The following is an 18,324-nucleotide window of genomic DNA, read 5'->3' as shown; positions in this document are numbered from 1 at the left end:
GCCGTTTTGGCCCCTTCTCACTTACACGTTGCTTTTAATGCTATCTACTGTAGTTTGATCTGTTGACTTCACTAATTTAATCAATAGTTCTTTTGCTGCTGCGTAATCATCTACGTGAATCATTGATGAAGACGTATGAATGTATCTTGAACAAATTCCTACTACTGCAGATGGTACTCCGTTATTAGATAAATGCACTCGTCCAGCATCAGTTCCACCTTGAGAGATGAAATACTGATAAGGAATTTCGTTGCTCTCCGCTGTATCAAGCACAAAATCCCTTAGCCCCTGATGAGTAACCATTGATCGATCATAAATACGCAGGAGAGCCCCTTTACCAAGCTGGCCAAATTCATTTTTATCTCCAGTCATATCGTTGGCAGGACTAGCATCAAGAGCATAGAAAAGATCAGGATTAATCATGTTTGCTGCTGTTTGTGCCCCACGTAAACCTACTTCCTCCTGAACTGTAGCACCAGAATAAAGCTCATTTGGAAGCTCTTCATTCTGAAGCTCCTTCAACAGCTCAATGGCAAGACCTACACCATAGCGGTTATCCCACGCTTTTGCCATGATTTTCTTTTCGTTTGCCATAGGCGTAAATGGACATACCGGTACGATCTGTTGTCCAGGCATGACACCAATTTTTTCTGCGTCTTCTTTGTTATCCGCACCAATATCAATGAGCATATTTTTAATAGCCATTGGCTTGTTTCGTGTAGCATCATCAAGCAAATGTGGAGGAATCGAACCAATAACTCCAGGAATAGGACCATTTTTGGTCATAACCTGAACACGCTGAGCAAGAAGCACCTGGCTCCACCATCCACCAAGTGTTTGAAAACGAAGCATCCCATTTTCAGTAATTGATGTAACCATAAACCCAACTTCATCCATGTGGCCAGCTACCATAATGCGTGGGCCATTGTTTCGTTTAACTCCAAAAACGCTTCCAAGATTATCTTGAATAATTTCATCCGTGTACTTGCCAATCTCACTTTTCACGAATTTTCTAACATCATGTTCAAAACCAGGAGCACCTTGTAATTCAGTTAATGTTTTAAATAACGTGAGAGTTTCTTTTTCCATATGTATCCCCTTCCATCGTTCCTCTATTCCTTTCCTATTGTATCGAATCTAGATAATTGTTGCTAGTGTCACGGATTTTCTATAGAAATATTTGGTCAGAGAGCTAACTTCAGATATACTGAAGATGGAAAATAAATCGTCCATTAAAGGAAGGGAGAATCATAGTAATGAAAACAAGAGATCTATTAATTGGAGCGCTTATTGGAGCTGGAGCAGCAGCTATTACTACTTCAACGATTGCTTCTAAAAAAACGTATATATCACCTGAAAAGGCACTAAAAGCTGTGAAGGGAGCTGTCAAATCCACTTATACTGTCAAAGGTTCATGGATTCACATGAAAACGGATTCAGTAGAAAAGTTCGACCTCCCCTTCACAGTCTATGCTGGTGGACTTACCTGTGAAAAAGAAGGCCAGCTTCAACAGCTTGAATTTATGGTTGATGCTGAAACAGGCACACTAGTAGAATTACAAGCTCAATAAGAGGACTAACTCTTTAGGCTTCTTGGGACTTCGTTTTGAAGTCTTGAATCATTAAAACCCCCTTGCGGAAGAATCGCAAGGGGGTTACATACATTAATTAATTAGAAAGTAGTATTCGTATCGTATACATTATTTTGTAATTTAAAACGAAGAGTTGAATACTTATTTTTTGACCATAGATAAGCAAGAAGTGCTGGACCAACAAGCATTATTGCACTTAGAATTAGAATAACACTCATATGAAGATGCTCACCCGTTACGTCTGCATGACTGTCTTTGTATTCTTTTGCTTTTTCAATGTCTAATACTTTTGAGTCTGGAATAATAGCATTAGCTTCAGTGTCATAGAAAAGGACCTGTGTATGATCTTCAAAGAAGATATTGTCACGAACTGTCGTGAATTCTACAAGCATCATAGAAACCTTACTAAAGTCCTTATCTGCCGAGCTATCAACTTCAATGTTTTCAGCATCTACAACTTTAAGAGAACCTTTATCATAGTCATAATGCTCTTCCCCAAGGTAACCCGCAACACCCTTCTTTACATCACCACTAACATCAGCTTCAGCTTGTGCTGCAGTATTCGCGAAAGGTAATGCGATCAAAAACGCAGCAATAAGTGCAAAAATCCCTTTTTTCATCATTTTTTCCTCCTCTATCAAACAAATTATCCAATTCTTATCATATCATATTCCATCTATTATTCTACTAACATTTTATAGAAAAAAACATCCAATACGAGGAAGGAGAGGATAGATTCTGGTTCTACCTTTATAGCCCCATACCCTTTTTCACGATTTCATAACGGCTATATAAGTTTCCTTTTATCTCATATGATTTAGTATAAAAATGGGATACTAACGAGCACAGCAAAAAAAAGAACCGGTATGCACCGATTCTTATTGAATAACAGGTTTTTTATTAAACTCGTTGCTAATTTCTTTTGAGCGTGTTGCAGCATTCTCAACAGCGGCTTCAAAAGCTTCTCCTCCACCATTTTCATACAATGCCTCAAGACCTGCTTGAGTTGTTCCATTTGGTGAAGTAACTTTCTTTCTAAGATCAGCTGGAGAGTCTTCTGATTGCTCTGCCATCATTCCAGCACCAAGTACAGTTTGAACAGCCATTTTCCTTGCTGTTTCCGTTTCAATACCGCCTTCAATTGCTGCTTTTTCTAAACTTTCAATAACATAATAAATGTAAGCCGGTCCGCTTCCAGCAACACCTGTAAATACGTCCATTTGTTTTTCTTCGATCACGACTGTTTCGCCAATAGAACGAATAAGTGCGCGGGCAATTGACACCTGCTCATCATTTACATGTTTTCCTGCTGCTAGGGCAGAAATGGATTTACCAATCATACTTGAAGTGTTCGGCATAACGCGGATCACTGGTTGCTCTCCATCGAGCTGATCCTCAATATAAGATGATGGTACGCCAGCAAGAACTGATAAGAGAAGTTGATCATCTGAAATGAAATCTTCAATTCCTTCAAGTGCACGTTCAACATCTTTTGGCTTCATTGCTAGGATAACAACATTAGCCTCACGAACTGCGAATTCTATACTTTGAGTCGCCAATACGCCGTGGTTCTCCATAAGTTCCTGACGACGTTGTTCATTACTTCTGTTTGTCATAATAATACGTTCAGGTTCAATAGTACCTGACTCAATCATTCCTGCAGCCATTGCTTCTGCCATTGAACCCGCTCCGATAAACGTTACGGTTTTATTTTCTAGCATGATTGCCTCCTTTGGATTTCCGAAAAATCATCTACGGTCATTTATACTAACACTGCATCCACCACGCTTCAACCTTTATGAAGCAAGAAATAAGCATACGTGCAAGATACATAGTGAAAACGCTATCATTCGAATCTCAACGTAAACTACGTGAATGAGATCGACGTATATCGCTTCTCACGCCATCTCACAAGCTCTCATCAAGACTGCGCCATTAACATATTGTGGTAAAAAAGGTTCGCTTCAGTTTTTTTAAACGATGGATTCTATTCATTACTTATATGAATTTCGATTTGCTTTTCCATAAATATAGCAAAAAAGAGGTCCCCTTTTGGGACCTCTCATTATTATGCTTGTACTTGTGGTCTAGATTTCTTCAATATTCCTACCATCAATGCCGTAATAACTGTACCAATGACAATGGCAAGGATATAGAGAAGAATATGAGTTAATGAGATGTTATTCACAGACCAGATAACAAACGCTCCGCCATGCGGTGCTGGTAAAGCTATATTAAACAACATTGTTAATGCACCTGCAACAGATGAACCAACAATAATGGAAGGAATAACTCGGCCTGGATCTGCTGCTGCAAATGGAATTGCGCCTTCTGTGATGAATGAAGCCCCCATCACATACGCTACTTTTCCTGCTTCACGCTCAGTTTTGTTAAATCGATTTTTAAATAGTGTTGTTGCAAGTGCGAGTCCAAGTGGTGGTGTCATACCGCCTGCCATAATCGCTGCATGATACGTCAGATTACCTGCATCAATCATCGCAATACCAAACGTAAAGGCCGCTTTATTAATTGGACCACCCATATCTACCGCCATCATTCCTCCTAGTATTAAGCCAAGAAGGAGTTTATTCGTAGTGCCCATACCACTCAACCAGTTCTCAAGCCCTGTATTCAGAGCCCCAACTGGCTCGATTACAACGTACATCATAATAATCCCTGTAATAAAAATACCAAACAGTGGATAAAGCAAGACTGGCTTTAACCCTTCTAGAGACTGTGGTAGTCCAGAGAAAAGCTTTTTCAAAAGAAGAACAGCGTAACCAGCAAGGAAACCAGCAATGAGTCCACCTAGGAACCCTGCACCGTTTGTAGAAGCCATCAAGCCACCAACAAGACCAGGAGCAAGACCAGGACGATCGGCAATACTCATTGCAATAAATCCTGCAAGAACTGGAATCATAAGGGCAAAGGCATTTCCACCGCCAATTGTGCTAAGTGCTGCTGCAAATGCATTGTAACTTGGGTCATCTGGATCTGCAGCATTGATACCAAAGATAAATGAAAGGGCTATCAAAATACCGCCACCAACTACGAGCGGAAGCATATTCGAAACACCGTTCATTAAGTGCTTGTAGAAAGCTGATTGCTTTCCTTTTCTTTCGTTTTTCTTCTCACTGATTTGATCTTCGTATGACCCTGAAGATTTATAGACTGGCGCATCGCCATTTGCTGCCTGCTTCAACAAGTCAGCTGGCTTCCGGATTGCTTCTGCCACTGGAACTTCAATTACTTTTTTTCCTTTGAAACGTTCCATTTCTACCTTCGTATCAGCAGCAACAATAATACCAGGTGCCTTTTCAATTTCTTCATCAGTTAGACGATTTTTCACGCCTCCAGATCCATTTGTTTCAACTTTGACACTATAACCCATTTCAGATGCTTTCGCTTTCAGCGCATCCGCAGCCATATACGTGTGAGCAATTCCTGTAGGGCATGCTGTAACAGCTAATATTTTCCCAGTAACTTCAGTTGTTTCTTCTACTTCTTCTTCATCAGCATTTTCTTCTTCTTTCTGATCAAATGCTTGCAAAACTTCTTCTTCCGTTCTTGCTTCAAGAAGCCCTTTACGGAATTCGTTATCCATTAAGAATGAAGATAGTCTTGATAGCGCTTCTAGATGCGTTTGGTTTGCACCTTCAGTCGCAGCAATCATAAAGAACAGGTGCGCCGGCTGACCGTCAAGAGACTGATAATCGATACCCGCATTAGAACGTCCAAACACAATCGCTGGTGCCTTTACTGCTGCTGTTTTGGCATGAGGAATGGCTATACCTTCTCCAATACCAGTCGTACTCTCTTTCTCACGCGCATGTATCGCTTTTTTGAACGCGTTAAGGTCCTGTAATTTGCCTGCTCTCTCTAGTTTTTCAGATAGCTCATTAATAACACGATCTTTTGAATCCGCTTCAAGATTCAGAATCATTGTCTCTTTTGTTAATAATTCTGTGATTCTCATATACCTCGACCTCCCATTTCTTCATAAGTCTGAACCCTAATTTGCTTTCTTAATTCTTGTACTTCTTCTGCTGTACAAAAGCCTGTTGAAAATGCGCTTGCACTGCCTGCTGCAATTCCAGATTGGAATGCTTCCTTCAAATTCTCAGTTTCAATATATTTACTTAGAAAACCAGCTACGACTGAATCCCCTGCTCCAACTGAATTCTGTACTTTACCGACCGGGACATTTCCGAAAAGAATCTCATTAGATGTAATCAGCACAGCCCCATCACCGGCCATTGAGACAATCACGTTCATTGCTCCCATTTGTTGCACTTTCTTCCCGTATTCAACTGCATCTTCCACTGAAGTTATTTTAACTCCAAACAAATCGCCAAGTTCATGATGATTCGGCTTCACTAGGAATGGCTTTGCTTTCACGGTTTCTTCCAATGCTTTTCCCTTGGTGTCTACAATAGCCTGCACTCCGTCTGGTAAGGACTTCAAGATATTAGAGTAGATATTTTGATCAATACTAGTCGGCACGCTACCTGCCATTACGACGATATCACCCGCGACAGTTTGTGAAAGTTGTTGAAGTAATTTCTCAACATTTCCTTCAGAAATCATTGGGGATAGTCCATTAATTTCAGTTTCCTCACCATTTTTTAACTTAATGTTAATTCGCGTATCACCTTCAACATGGATGAAATGAGGATGTAGGCTTTCATCTTTTAGTGATTGTTCAATAAATTGACCTGTAAAACCGCCTACAAATCCTAACGCTGTAGAATCGTGTCCAAGTCGTTTTAATACTTTGGTAACATTAACGCCTTTACCACCGGCAATCTTTGTTTCTTCATCTACTGTATTAACAAGCCCCATTTTAAGGTCATCCAGTCGAACAATATAGTCAACTGATGGATTTAATGTAATTGTATAAATCATATTTTCACCACTTCTACTGTTGTTTGTTTACTAATATTATCTAAGAGCATTTCAGAATTTTCGTTCGTAATGATGGCACATGCTTCAAGATCAGCCACCTTACTGAATGCCGCTTCTCCGAATTTCGAGTAATCTGCAATAATGTATGGTTCGCGCGATAGTTTAATCGCTGCTCTTTTGATAATGGCTTCATCAGGGTCAGCTGTTGTATATCCTAACGTTTCATGAATACCGTTTATACCTATAAAACATTTATCAAACCGATATGTTTCAATACTTTCAAGCGCCTTTACTCCTGTCATAGCTCCTGTTCTTGATTTGAACTTCCCACCAATCACATAGGTGGTTATTCTATCTCCTTGAAGACTCTCAATTACAGGATATCCGTTAGTCACAACCATCACCTGTTTGTCAGATAAAAACTCAGCAATTTTCTGAGTCGTTGTCCCTGCATCAAGAAAAATACAGTCACCATCTTTAACTAATCCAGCGGCGTAAGAAGCGATTTTTTCCTTTTCAGTCAAATTCTGTGTTGATTTCTCACCAAGCGACGGTTCTGTCCACTTCGAGTGAAAAAGAGATGCTCCGCCATGTACTCGCTTTAGCTTATTCTCTTCTTCCAGTTGGACAAGGTCACGACGAATAGTTGAAACTGAAGCTCCAGTTGCATCGCTCAAATCATGTACCGTAACCGTTTCTTTTTCTTTAAGAACTTGTAAAATGATGAAATGACGTTCAGCATTTAACAATTCATCACCTACTTTCTAATCTCATTATAATGAAAGCACTTTCAATAGTCAATCATTTTCGTTCAAATTTATTCAAAAACAATCAAAAACAATCATAAATGATCATACGAGACTTTCTATAAACCACAATTGCTTATCATTACAATTTGAACAAAGTTTTATTTGAACAAAAAAAGAAGACTGCCTTTAGCAGTCCCCTTACTATCACACATTTCGTTTTACTTCATCCGTCACGTTGTACTCCTTATCCCACTTTAAAGCACGATAAATCGCATCATGGTAAAAAATAAACCACGAATTTTGATCAACAGCATCTTTTATCCATTTCTCTTTCTCATAAATCGATGTCATCGGATAATCATCGTATGCAAGAACCCATAAAGGATTCTGATGGGCATGAGTTGGCATAAGATCTGCCATATGAATCAAGCGCTCTTCGCCCTCATTCATAATAATGATCGCATGTCCATCACTATGTCCTCCTGTATGGTACATATTCAACCCTGGAATGACTTCATAAGATTCCTTAAATATATGAACTTTGTTTTGAATCGCTTCCCAGTTTTCTTTCCAATATGTATTTTTCGAACGAATATTTGGCTCCTTCATTTCGTTCCACTCTACCTCTGAAGCATAAATAACAGCATTCGGAAACGTTGGTTTATATCCATCTCCATCTGGCTCTGTTAATCCACTCGCGTGATCAAAATGAAGATGTGTCATTAAGACAATATCAATTTCCTCAGCAGATAGTCCAAGTTTTTCAAGGGATCCATGAATATCCGACTCTTCTTCAACTCCATAATTTCTTTTTTGTTTTTCACTTAATTTGTCTTTTCCAATCCCTGATTCAATTAAGATGTTCTTGCCCTGCCATTGTAAAAGGAGAGGATCTGTTCTAAGCTCAATCTGGTTTTTTTCATTTACCGGGTACCGCTTACTCCACAATGGTTTTGGTACAACTCCAAACATTGCGCCCCCATCCATATGAGTCACGCCACCTCTAAGCCATGTAATGGATAAACTTCCAACTTGTAACTGCTCCATCGAAATCCCACCTTTATAAGATTAGTTTCATTTTCTCACTAAAAGAAACCGCTTTCAATAATATTCAAAAAAAGAGCCGCATTTAAACGACTCAACTTCTAAACTGTGCTTCACATCGATAGATCCGACTACCTTTTGATGAGAACTTTTCTTCATATTCCGTCATCACATTATCTTCCATATTACTCTGATGCAAGTTAAGGCTAACTTGATTAAGTATCATCCCATATAAGGAGAAGCTATGAAGAGAATATTCAAAAAGCCCTTGATTATCTGTCTTAAAATGAACTTCTCCATTTGGTTTCATAACATCCCGATAAAGATCAAGGAATGTCTTATTGGTAAGTCTTCTTTTCTCATGACGATTTTTAGGCCAAGGATCAGAGAAATTCAAATATACTCGACTGACTTCATTTTCTTCAAAAATGGTACTTAAATCTTGTGCGTTCTCATTCAACAAACGAACATTTGGAACATCTTCTTCAATTAATTTCTCTAATGCTGACACCATTACGCTTGATGAAAGCTCTAAACCAACATAATTCACATCGGGATTCTGTCTGGCCATACCGATTATAAATTGACCTTTACCAGTTCCAACCTCTAAATGTATCGGATTACTATTATCGAAAACATCTTTCCAATTTCCTTTACGATCAGTAGGGTTCGTCGGAACGAATTGAGGATTCTTTGCAAACATATCTTCTGCCCATGGCTTATTGCGTTGACGCATACTTTCACTTCCTTATTATCTAATCACCGTTTTTACACAATCGACATTTTACCATGAATTCTTAAGAATAGAAAGGCGAGGGAGGGGGTATGTAAAAGTAACAGGATTGTTGAAAAGCAAACCAGAATCATTTAATAATATCGGTTATGCTAGAGACAGGGAGGAGGGTGAATAAATGGAGCACTTTCTCATGATGTGGGCACCCTGGATTGTCATCGTCGTTTCCGTGGTTGCACTTTTTGGCTGGGGAGCAAAAGGGGACACTAAATAACATATCCAAAAGCAGATAAAAGAAACTTTTCATTTCAAAACACGGAGTAATCCGTGTTTTTTCATTATTCAACCGGCATAATTCCTACACACATGTACACGCTATCTAATAGTACAAATAAGGAGGAACAATTATGCCACTATCACATCGCGACCAGCTTTTTATACTCGCTGATATTCTCAAAAATCATCAAACCGATTGCTCTGGAACAACTTCAGAGTGTGAGCAAATTCAGCGCCTTGCCAATTCCCTGCAACAAAATAATGGCATTGCACCAGAAATCAAACAAATCCTCAATCAAATTGAGCAATATAGTGTAACAGGTGCGACAGAAACAAATTTATTAAACCACATAGAAACCCACCAGCCTCATCTTAGCCAGTGGGTCGATACTATTGATCGGTATCAATAAGTCGATAATGATTCAAATTTTCTAAATCCCTTTTCCAGAATTCAACTTCCCCGTCTAAGCCTTTAAGATCATACCAGTAAATGGACAGTAAGGTCTGCGCTACCACATACCAATACATGCGGTGGCGAAGGCTTTCTGTATTCTCTAGCCCATAGTGACCGAGCCATTCTCCCCATTCTTCTTTTGGAACATACCAGTATAGAAGCATCCCAATATCTAAAGCTGGATCTGCCACTACCGCTCCATCCCAATCGATCAAATAGAGATTCCCTTCTTCGCTAAACATCCAGTTGTTATGATTGACATCGCAATGACACACAACTTTTTCGACATGTTCAAGGTCATTCTTATTTGCAGCTAAATACGAAAGGGCTCTTATCACTTCCACGTCTCTCCGATGATGATTCTCAAACTTCTGCAATAGATCAAGATAAATCACATCAGGTGAGAGGGGCTTTTTCCCAAGCCGATTGAGCATCCTTCGAAGTTCTGAAGACCGATGTATTTTATAAAGCATTTGCGCCACTCGCGGCTGCTTCATTTCATAGGACTTCAGTTCCCTCCCCGGCAACCACTTTTGGGCTGTAATAACGTCTCCATTCTCAAGTCGCTTGGTCCAGAGAAGTTTCGGTACAATTCCTTCCGCCGACAAAACAGCCAGAAAAGGCGAGGAGTTCCGTTTTAGGAATAATTTCTCGTCTCCATATTGAGCTAAGTATGCTTCGCCTGTCGCTCCGCCAGCAGGGGTCACCTGCCAGCCTTCGCCTAAAATGTTATCCAACAAATTCACCTTCGATTTCCGTTAGTTTGTAGATTCTGGAAGTTTTGCGTTTTTAGCGAGATCTTCTCCGGACTTAGCTAAAAACCGTCTACGAATAAAAAATTATAACACACGTTGAAGAAATCTTCATGTGTTAATCACTCGTTATTAGAACAATTGTGCTAAACGGTGCAATAGATATGACTTTTTCAGATGTTTTTCTTAGCGGTTCAACACTTGCATGTTCACCTTCAACAAGGACCCATTTGTCTCCATCTCCAATATCGATCACATCAGGATGATATCCTCCGTTATGAATCACAATAATCGATTCGCTAGTATGGTGCTGGTTGATTCGATATGCGAGAATAGGCCCTGGAGAATCGATAAAGTTAATTCGATTCATGTCATGACCTTCAGTCATTTTAAATGCTTCAAAATGTTTTCTAATCGAGATTAGTCCTCTAATATACTTGACATTTTCTTGGACAGCTCTCATTCTCTGCCAATCAAATCGGTTAATTTTATCTGGAGATTTATAGCTATCTTCTACCCCATTCTTTGTTCGGAAAAATTCCTGACCTGCATGAATAAATGGAATTCCCTGACAAAGTATTGTAATGGCAGTAGCTAATCTATGCATGCCTTGTTTCACTTCTTCGCTCACACTAGGATGACTGCGATTTAAGCGGTCCCATAGCGTATGGTTATCGTGACATTCCACATAATTAATGGATTGAGATGCTGTAATAAATTTATCTCCAACACTCCCCATTATACACTTCTTTACATCTTCTTTAACTGAAAAATTCCCATTAGCGAAGCCTGTAGAGCCTGTATCAAACAATTTCCCTTTAACTGAATCTCTAAAGTGGTCATTGAAATAGCCGATTCTAGGCGTTTCTCGCGCATTTGAGCTCATCGCTTTCCGATGATCAGGTAGGATGGTGTTCATATGCCAACCTTCACCAAAAATCAATATCGATGGATCAATGCAATCTAACGCATAACGCACTTCATTCATCGTTTCCTTATCGTGGATACCCATCAAATCGAAGCGAAACCCATCAACACCATATTCTTTTGCCCAGTAAACGACAGAATCTACAATTAACTTTCTCATCATTCTTCTTTCTGACGCCGTATCATTCCCAACGCCAGTTCCATTTGAAGGTTTTCCACCATGATCAAAACGGAAGTAGTAACCTGGCACAATTTTTTCCAAAGGGGATGCATGGAGTTGATAGACATGATTATAGACAACGTCCATAATCACTCTCAATCCCTTCTCGTGAAGCTTCCCAATCATTTCTTTTACTTCTCTAATTCGCGTGTAAGGTTCATGAGAATTTAATGAATAGCTTCCTTCTGGCACAAAATAATGGATAGGATCGTAGCCCCAATTATATCCCGGAGGAGCTTTCATTTCATCTACGCTACCAAAATCCTGAATTGGAAGAAGTTCTACATGCGTAACACCGAGCCACTTTATATAATTAATCCCAGAAGGAAGACCATCCTTAGGCGGTGGCTCTTCTGTAAATGCCTTATATTTCCCTCTATTTTTAAGACCACTTTTTGCTTGTGAGCTAAAATCTCTGACGTGAAGTTCATAAATGACCGCATCAGATGGTTTTGCAAAAGTAGGTTTTTCCATAGGGTTCCAGCCATCAGGGTTAGTATTTGAAGCGTTCATTACCATCCCAAACTTGCAGTTAGACGTAGCGGCTTTCGCATAAGGATCGATCGTTTCTCGCATTTCTCCATTCACATACACTGTGTAAGTGTACAGCGTTCCTTCTCCATCTTCAGGAGATAACCCCTCGAATACACCTTGTTCTTGTTTTAGCATCGGTAATTCTTTTACCTTTTGGAATTCCTCATTATAAATATTGACGATTACTTCTGTAGCAGTCGGTGCCCATACTCGAAAGATGGTTCCATTCTCAGTTAGAATTGCCCCTAGTTCACCATCATAATAATAGCGTTCATCAAATAAATCAGTTCTGACAACTTTCCCAGTAAAAACAAGACTTGTTTCACCACTCGAATGAACTAGAAAATAATTGTTGCCTGGACTATATTCATGATCAACATGTAACGAAACAAGCCTCTTTTTCCCCATTTTAGAGGTTTCTTTTACTTCAATTGAAAGATCTATATGTCCATCAGTAAGGGTGTAGGCACCTTGAACATCTAACGAGATATCAGCCATTACCGTAATCGTCTGAAAGTCATCCCAATAGGCTGTAAAAGCCTGGCTCACTTTTTTATATGCAGAATAATCTCGTATCATATGAATCCCATCCTTTGCTGAGATGCTTACAACCGTTTGTCACTACCTATCTTATTTTGAAAATCTTTTTTTGACATTTGTTCGATCTAGATTTTCATGAAAACCAACTTAATAATATCGGTCCAAGTATCGAGACACTTAGGGCACATAAACTTAACCCAATAGAACTAATAGCAGCTTCTCTCTCTCCATATTCAAGGGCTTTTGAAGTGCCAATGGCGTGTGATGCCCCACCAAAAGCCATTCCCACTCCAAGAAAATTGGATATACCAAGTAGCTGAAATAACCATGGCCCTGTGACAGCACCGCCAATCCCAGCGATCATGACGAAAATAACCGCAAAAGCTGGCTCTCCACCAGTCATACTGGCTACTTCCATCGCAACAGGGGTTGTCACGTTTTTTGAAATAATTGTGGAGACAATCATTTCATTATACCCACTTATGACCGCAAGCCAATATCCTGACAAAATGCCTACTATACTTGCTATTAGTACCGTTACAAGTATTTCTAATTTGTATTTACTTAATAATTCCCTTTGTTGATATAGCGGAAAGGCAAGTGCCACAATGGCAGGTCCTAATAAAGCATCAATCCATTTCCCCCCGCTGAAATATGTGTCATATGACACATCCAAGGACGTTAAGATGATAACGAGAATAACAGTGCACGTTAGCACTGGTATCATAAATGGATAAGGAAATATCTGATAAAGACGCCGGAAAACAACATATAACAATAAAGTAATCGTAAACCATAGAATCATTTGCATGATCATCATTTTTCTCTACTCCTTTCGATTAGCAAGAAACTGGCCAAGCAATCCTGTCGTTCCCATTACAATCCATGTGCTTATCAGAACGATTGGAACTAACCAGAGACTTTTTCCACTAAAGAAGTCGAGATGTTGCACAATACCGACAGTAACTGGTATAAAAAGCAACGGTAAATGATTCAATAATGTAGCTGCTCCTTGAGAAATCCAACTCACGGGAATCCACTTTAAATAAAGTCCCAACAAGAGAAGGAGCATTCCAACAACGCTTCCTGGAATAGGAAGTGATAAGACCTTTTGGAGATAACCTCCTACAATGTAAAACCCGAACAGAAGGCCAATCTGCAAGGTGATCATAAGGAACTTATTAATTAGTGAATTCATAAGAGGCCACACATTTGTATCTCGGTTTGTCATTAGGTTCAACTCGATATAGATGAATGCTTGAGACTTCCTGACTTTCACATAATAGTGACGGCCAATCAGGATGTATTTCTTTACTAGAGTCGCGCCATTTTTTTGCAAGTGTAACGTGAGGAGAATATTCCCCTTCACTAACAGAAAAACCTGCCAATTCACTCACCCGGAGTATTTCTTGATGAATTCTTTCCAATGGTTCTGTTCGATGGACGGAAGCGTAAAGTACTCTTGGGCGTCTATCATGACCGAAATGATCTAACCCTTCAAGCATAACCTTAAAGGGTTTAATATTCCTAACCACCCTCTCCAACTCTTGATGAAGTACAGATAACTGTTCTTCTTCTGCTCCACCTAAAAAAGCTACTGTAATATGAAAATCTTCAGGATACACCACATGTTTAAACAATTCTAAAGGAGAGCTTTCTTGAATTTCTTGAAGCGTTCTTCTAAGTTGTGGTTGTATGGGGAGTGCTATAAAATAATGTGTATTCAACTTACTCACTCTTTCTATCCTAATTCTATTCTATCAAAAAAACTGAATAATCTTTTATCTTTTTACTTTTAAGCTAGTTCTTATTACTTAAGATTTATCTTTTGCTATAATGGGGAACAGTAATAGGAATCATTATCTGTTGGGCTCCACCGATATTATTACTCTCTATACTCTTACCAATTAAATAAGGTAAATAACCTTAACTTGTCTGAAAAGGATGTGCTTATATGATCTATGAAAATATGGCTGATCTTATTGGTGATACACCATTACTTAAATTAAACCGTGTTCCAAATCCCGACGGAGCAAAAATTTACGCCAAACTAGAGTATTTCAACCCCAGTCGAAGCGTAAAAGACCGCGCAGCGTTCAATATGATTGAAAAAGCTGAGCAAGATGGGTTACTCAAAGAAGGTTCAACAATCATCGAGCCTACTTCTGGAAATACAGGTATTGGCCTTGCCATGAATGCAGCGGCTAAAGGGTATCCTGCTATTATTGTTATGCCCGATAATGCTACGCAAGAGCGGATCAAGCTTCTTAAAGCTTACGGATCAAAAGTCGTATTAACTCCATCATCTGAGAAAATGCCTGGTGCAATTAAAAAGGCTAAAGAAATTGCTGAAACAATTGAAAATAGCTTTATCCCAATGCAATTCGAGAATGCAGCTAATCCGGATGCTCATAGGACATCGACGGCTCTTGAGATTATTGAAGGAATGAAGCAGCTCGGCGTTACACCGGCAGCCTTTATCTCAACAGCTGGTACTGGCGGAACCGTAACAGGAACAGGAGAAGTACTGAAAGAATACTACCCTGACTTAACCGTTCATGTTGTGGAACCTGAAGGCTCACCAGTGTTGTCTGGTGGAAAACCTGGAAAACACAAACTTGTTGGAACAAGCCCAGGCTTTATTCCAGATATTCTTAATACGTCTGTTTATGATGAAGTTATTAAAATTTCAGATGAACAGGCATACGAAGTAACCAGGAAACTCGCTCGAGAAGAAGGACTTCTTGTGGGACCCTCATCAGGTGCAGCCGTATATGCTGCTATGCAAGTTGCTGAACGTTTATCACCTGACCAAGTTGTTGTCACAATGACCTGCGATTCCGGTGAACGATACCTTTCAAGTGATTTATTCAGCTCTAAATAAAAGAAGTGATCTTTGATTTATCATTAATTAGTCAGCGCCATGCCAATGTTGGCATGGCGCTCATTCTATTATTTTGCAAGTTCATAAATAGCTTCAGCATAAATGGCTGTTGCTTTTAATAAATCTTCTACATCAACATACTCATCTTTTTGATGAGCGAGTTGTGGCTTCCCTTCAAATAAAGCACCGAACGCAACCCCCGCTTTTAGTGAACGAGCATAAGTCCCTCCACCAATCGATAAAAGTCTCGCTTGCTCACCAGTCTGCTTTTCATACACCTTTTGAAGCTTTTGAATCAATTCATGATCCTCAGGTACGTGATGAGGTGTCATATGATCAACTACATTCATTTGCACTTCCAGTGGTTCAGTTACTTTATTGAACGTTCTCTTAACATCATCGAACGAGCATGTAACAGGGTATCGTAGATTAATTCCTATTCGCCCTTCATGATTAGCTTTATATGCAAATGTACCTGAGTTCATCGTTAGAGAACCTGTTACCTTATCTTCATAAGCTACACCAAACCGCTCCCCAGTAAAATCATTCAGGAGCCACATAGTAATAAATCCAATATAGTTGGCACCGTTTTGATCGAGAGCTTGTTCATCTAGAAATTCAGCTAATTTGAAGGCTGCATTTACTCCTTCATGGGGAGCAGATCCGTGGACAGATACACCGTGCACTTCAAGTGATAGTTCCTGGTCTAGTGTTACACGACCTTCTAAACCTTTCTTTTCTAAAAATAGCTCGAATGCTTTCTTTGCGTCAAGTAACTCAGCTTCATCCCCCTTACATTTAGCACTAGCAAAATCGGGAACCATGTTCAAACGCTGACCGGAATGAAATGATTGAAGAATCATTCCTTCTTTCTGAGTGTCTTTTACAGGAAAAACCCATTCGAAATCAGCAATCCCCTTCTCCGCATGTATTATGGGAAAAACTGCATCAGGTGCAAAACCCATGCCTGGCATTTCTTCGTTTTTAAAATATGTGTCTACACAGCGCCATGAGCTTTCTTCATCTGTCCCGATAATCATTCTCACTCGCTTTGAGACTGAAGGCAAAAGCTCTTTCACTATATTCATCGCCCAATAAGCAGCAATAGTTGGTCCTTTATCATCAATAGCTCCTCTAGCAAACAACTTCCCATCGCGTAGATCAGGATCAAATGCTGGAGTCGTCCAACCATTTCCCGCTGGAACAACGTCCACATGACACAGCACACCTACAATGTCTTCTCCTTCACCAAATTCTAAATGTCCTGCCACATGTTTAACATCCTTCGTTTGGTAGCCATCTCGCTCACCTAAAGCAAGCATGTAATCAAGAGCTTCTTTTACGCCGGGACCAAACGGTGCTTCTTCATTTCCCAGCTCTTCTTCTAGCACACTTTCGATTTTCAAAAGTCCTTTTAAATCAGCTAACATATCTTCTTTTCGATTGATCACTTCTTTTTTCCAATTTATACTCTCCATATTATTTACACCCGCCTACTTATTTTTTCATATACGCTTTTATCACAAATAACAAATAATTTTGCGTCACGTGAAATTGGTTCATCAAGACGGCGATTTATATCCATGCGGTTACCATCTGCAACCAATGTGGCACCCTGCTGTAATAAGTCCTGAAAGGCTTCCCTATATGTATTCCAATCTGGATGAACAGCTATTTCATATAAATTATCACCATGTCCTCGACTTAATAGCTGAGAATAGACGCCTGAAATTCCTTTCGTAAATGCTGATCTAACCGCCATGCGAGATACAGCTTCATGCGAAAGTACAAATTCATCTACCTGGACATGAGTGAAATTCTTTATGTGCTCTTCTTTCATCACTTCAACCGTTGTGTGAATATCAGTTGACATGCGTTCGATCGAACTAGCAATAATCAACGATTTCCCATCAGCAAGAAGAGAATCGTGGATAGCATCATCCGAAAACACCAGAACTGCCTTCGCTTTCATTATATCCGCTTTTTTGAGAGTGGCTTCTTCAGCAGCATCCCCCTGTATATAATGAATGTTATCTTCTGTTAGCGGGGTTTTTGGTAGTTTATCAATGATGACAATCTCACATTTATCAGAATCCCTAATCTCTGATACGGCATATGCCGCCTTTTGTGACCACCCTATTATAACAATATGATTATCTCCCTGATACGGCATTTTCCCTTCCTCCTTTCGCTTTTTAATTTCTGCAAATCCGTCCACAAACTTCCCGATAACCACACCAATTAATCCAATTCCTGCGATATAGAGAAACATTGCATAGATTCTTCCTCCAACTGTGACAGGGAAGTAGTCTCCATATCCTACTGTCGTAACGGTCGTCATAACCCACCAAAATGAATCAAAGAGTGAAGGGAATGTCTCAGGTTCGAGTAAACGCATAACAAAAGCACTTACGATCACTAATGCTATAGCGACAATGATCATAAACCGGTTGTTTAATTTAATCGCATTTTTAATAAATATTCGAAATAACACCAGCACACGCCTCCTCTCAATATTAGTCCTTTAAGAATAGCAAAGGTAAGTTCGATAAGGAAGTTTGACCCAAAAGAAATGAAATTTTTTGCCGAAATAACAGAATTATTGTAAAATAAACTTTAAAGAGGGGGTGTAAGTTCGCCCAAAAGAGGGAAATGGGAGTAGGAGTGGAATTAAATAATAATACCAATCAATCGCTTATCTTATGAAAGTGGTC

At 39.5% G+C, this 18,324-nt stretch carries 19 protein-coding genes; 4 read left to right on the top strand and 15 right to left on the bottom strand.

The genetic code is table 11. The features are described 5' to 3' along the window. Positions 1-21: 21 nt before the first annotated feature. Entirely contained in the window at positions 22-1,089 is a 1,068-nt protein-coding gene (locus IQ283_RS06205; protein ID WP_194219237.1) for a M42 family metallopeptidase, read from the bottom strand. Positions 1,090-1,256: 167 nt separating this feature from the next. On the opposite strand from IQ283_RS06205, the gene IQ283_RS06200 reads away from it, so the two are divergent. Then, positions 1,257-1,571: a hypothetical protein gene (locus IQ283_RS06200; protein ID WP_194219236.1), complete on the top strand. Its 315-nt coding sequence runs from the start codon at positions 1,257-1,259 to the stop codon at positions 1,569-1,571. 101 nt (positions 1,572-1,672) lie between these two features. Here the strand turns inward: IQ283_RS06200 and IQ283_RS06195 are convergent, their stop codons facing one another. The 7 genes from IQ283_RS06195 to trmB all read right to left on the bottom strand — a co-directional run bounded on the left by IQ283_RS06195 (position 1,673) and on the right by trmB (position 9,026). After that, entirely contained in the window at positions 1,673-2,212 is a 540-nt protein-coding gene (locus IQ283_RS06195; RefSeq protein WP_194219235.1) for a hypothetical protein, read from the bottom strand. A 258-nt stretch (positions 2,213-2,470) separates the two neighbouring features. Continuing rightward, positions 2,471-3,313: a pyrroline-5-carboxylate reductase gene (proC, locus tag IQ283_RS06190; RefSeq protein WP_194219234.1), complete on the bottom strand. Its 843-nt coding sequence runs from the start codon at positions 3,311-3,313 to the stop codon at positions 2,471-2,473. Between the two features lie 347 nt (positions 3,314-3,660). After that, positions 3,661-5,568, bottom strand: a complete 1,908-nt coding sequence (locus IQ283_RS06185; RefSeq protein ID WP_194219233.1) for a PTS fructose transporter subunit IIABC — start codon at positions 5,566-5,568, stop codon at positions 3,661-3,663. Continuing rightward, positions 5,565-6,497: a 1-phosphofructokinase gene (gene pfkB, locus IQ283_RS06180; RefSeq protein WP_194219232.1), complete on the bottom strand. Its 933-nt coding sequence runs from the start codon at positions 6,495-6,497 to the stop codon at positions 5,565-5,567. Before pfkB ends, IQ283_RS06185 begins: the two co-directional genes overlap by 4 nt. Then, complete coding sequence (locus IQ283_RS06175) at positions 6,494-7,246, bottom strand: DeoR/GlpR family DNA-binding transcription regulator (RefSeq protein ID WP_194219231.1); 753 nt, start codon at positions 7,244-7,246, stop codon at positions 6,494-6,496. The genes pfkB and IQ283_RS06175 overlap by 4 nt, the downstream gene beginning before the upstream one ends. A 204-nt stretch (positions 7,247-7,450) precedes the next feature. Then, positions 7,451-8,293, bottom strand: coding sequence for a YtnP family quorum-quenching lactonase (locus IQ283_RS06170; protein ID WP_194219230.1), 843 nt, complete (start codon positions 8,291-8,293; stop codon positions 7,451-7,453). Positions 8,294-8,384: 91 nt separating this feature from the next. After that, positions 8,385-9,026 carry a tRNA (guanosine(46)-N7)-methyltransferase TrmB gene (trmB, locus tag IQ283_RS06165; RefSeq protein ID WP_194219229.1) on the bottom strand — a complete coding sequence of 214 codons (642 nt, stop codon included), beginning with the start codon at positions 9,024-9,026 and terminating at the stop codon, positions 8,385-8,387. Between the two features lie 175 nt (positions 9,027-9,201). On the opposite strand from trmB, the gene cydS reads away from it, so the two are divergent. Together cydS and IQ283_RS06160 are read left to right on the top strand one after the other, a co-directional pair. Further along, positions 9,202-9,297, top strand: coding sequence for a cytochrome bd oxidase small subunit CydS (cydS, locus tag IQ283_RS24365; protein WP_371018339.1), 96 nt, complete (start codon positions 9,202-9,204; stop codon positions 9,295-9,297). A 133-nt stretch (positions 9,298-9,430) separates the two neighbouring features. Continuing rightward, a complete protein-coding gene (locus tag IQ283_RS06160; protein ID WP_194219228.1) occupies positions 9,431-9,709 on the top strand; it encodes a YtzH-like family protein in 279 nt (92 codons plus the stop codon). On the opposite strand, the gene IQ283_RS06155 is transcribed toward IQ283_RS06160, so the two are convergent. The 5 genes from IQ283_RS06155 to thpR form a co-directional block, all read right to left on the bottom strand. Then, the gene (locus tag IQ283_RS06155) at positions 9,690-10,499 is read right to left on the bottom strand and encodes a phosphotransferase family protein (protein ID WP_194219227.1); all 810 of its coding nucleotides are present in this window, start codon (positions 10,497-10,499) and stop codon (positions 9,690-9,692) included. The genes IQ283_RS06160 and IQ283_RS06155 overlap by 20 nt on opposite strands. Positions 10,500-10,623: 124 nt before the next feature. Then, a complete protein-coding gene (pulA, locus tag IQ283_RS06150; RefSeq protein WP_194219226.1) occupies positions 10,624-12,765 on the bottom strand; it encodes a type I pullulanase in 2,142 nt (713 codons plus the stop codon). Between the two features lie 94 nt (positions 12,766-12,859). Then, positions 12,860-13,546 (bottom strand): LrgB family protein, encoded by a 687-nt coding sequence (locus tag IQ283_RS06145; protein WP_194219225.1) that lies wholly within the window; start codon positions 13,544-13,546, stop codon positions 12,860-12,862. A gap of 6 nt (positions 13,547-13,552) precedes the next feature. Next, positions 13,553-13,924, bottom strand: a complete 372-nt coding sequence (locus IQ283_RS06140) for a CidA/LrgA family protein (protein WP_194219224.1) — start codon at positions 13,922-13,924, stop codon at positions 13,553-13,555. Continuing rightward, a complete protein-coding gene (thpR, locus tag IQ283_RS06135; protein ID WP_194219223.1) occupies positions 13,908-14,462 on the bottom strand; it encodes an RNA 2',3'-cyclic phosphodiesterase in 555 nt (184 codons plus the stop codon). The genes IQ283_RS06140 and thpR overlap by 17 nt, the downstream gene beginning before the upstream one ends. A gap of 218 nt (positions 14,463-14,680) precedes the next feature. Between thpR and cysK the strand changes: the two genes are divergently transcribed. Next, positions 14,681-15,610 carry a cysteine synthase A gene (cysK, locus tag IQ283_RS06130; RefSeq protein WP_194219222.1) on the top strand — a complete coding sequence of 310 codons (930 nt, stop codon included), beginning with the start codon at positions 14,681-14,683 and terminating at the stop codon, positions 15,608-15,610. 68 nt (positions 15,611-15,678) lie between these two features. Here cysK and pepV read toward each other — a convergent pair whose 3' ends face one another. Continuing rightward, entirely contained in the window at positions 15,679-17,088 is a 1,410-nt protein-coding gene (gene pepV, locus IQ283_RS06125) for a dipeptidase PepV (RefSeq protein ID WP_194219221.1), read from the bottom strand. 5 nt (positions 17,089-17,093) lie between these two features. After that, the gene (locus IQ283_RS06120) at positions 17,094-18,104 is read right to left on the bottom strand and encodes a potassium channel family protein (protein WP_242057260.1); all 1,011 of its coding nucleotides are present in this window, start codon (positions 18,102-18,104) and stop codon (positions 17,094-17,096) included. Positions 18,105-18,324: the final 220 nt, after the last annotated feature.

The organism is Pseudalkalibacillus hwajinpoensis (genome assembly GCF_015234585.1).
Taxonomy (GTDB): domain Bacteria; phylum Bacillota; class Bacilli; order Bacillales; family Guptibacillaceae; genus Guptibacillus; species Guptibacillus hwajinpoensis_B.
This window is presented reverse-complemented; position numbering and strand designations above follow the sequence as displayed.

What these genes read in the sequence shown, in the direction of transcription:
- trmB (WP_194219229.1), bottom strand. Translation starts at nt 9,026, where the DNA reads ATGCGTCAACGCAATAAGCCATGGGCAGAAGATATGTTTGCAAAGAAT.
- proC (WP_194219234.1), bottom strand. Translation starts at nt 3,313, where the DNA reads ATGCTAGAAAATAAAACCGTAACGTTTATCGGAGCGGGTTCAATGGCA.
- cysK (WP_194219222.1), top strand. Translation starts at nt 14,681, where the DNA reads ATGATCTATGAAAATATGGCTGATCTTATTGGTGATACACCATTACTT.
- IQ283_RS06195 (WP_194219235.1), bottom strand. Translation starts at nt 2,212, where the DNA reads ATGAAAAAAGGGATTTTTGCACTTATTGCTGCGTTTTTGATCGCATTA.
- IQ283_RS06170 (WP_194219230.1), bottom strand. Translation starts at nt 8,293, where the DNA reads ATGGAGCAGTTACAAGTTGGAAGTTTATCCATTACATGGCTTAGAGGT.
- pepV (WP_194219221.1), bottom strand. Translation starts at nt 17,088, where the DNA reads ATGGAGAGTATAAATTGGAAAAAAGAAGTGATCAATCGAAAAGAAGAT.
- IQ283_RS06185 (WP_194219233.1), bottom strand. Translation starts at nt 5,568, where the DNA reads ATGAGAATCACAGAATTATTAACAAAAGAGACAATGATTCTGAATCTT.
- pulA (WP_194219226.1), bottom strand. Translation starts at nt 12,765, where the DNA reads ATGATACGAGATTATTCTGCATATAAAAAAGTGAGCCAGGCTTTTACA.
- IQ283_RS06145 (WP_194219225.1), bottom strand. Translation starts at nt 13,546, where the DNA reads ATGATGATCATGCAAATGATTCTATGGTTTACGATTACTTTATTGTTA.
- IQ283_RS06200 (WP_194219236.1), top strand. Translation starts at nt 1,257, where the DNA reads ATGAAAACAAGAGATCTATTAATTGGAGCGCTTATTGGAGCTGGAGCA.
- IQ283_RS06205 (WP_194219237.1), bottom strand. Translation starts at nt 1,089, where the DNA reads ATGGAAAAAGAAACTCTCACGTTATTTAAAACATTAACTGAATTACAA.
- pfkB (WP_194219232.1), bottom strand. Translation starts at nt 6,497, where the DNA reads ATGATTTATACAATTACATTAAATCCATCAGTTGACTATATTGTTCGA.
- IQ283_RS06160 (WP_194219228.1), top strand. Translation starts at nt 9,431, where the DNA reads ATGCCACTATCACATCGCGACCAGCTTTTTATACTCGCTGATATTCTC.
- IQ283_RS06140 (WP_194219224.1), bottom strand. Translation starts at nt 13,924, where the DNA reads ATGAATTCACTAATTAATAAGTTCCTTATGATCACCTTGCAGATTGGC.
- cydS (WP_371018339.1), top strand. Translation starts at nt 9,202, where the DNA reads ATGGAGCACTTTCTCATGATGTGGGCACCCTGGATTGTCATCGTCGTT.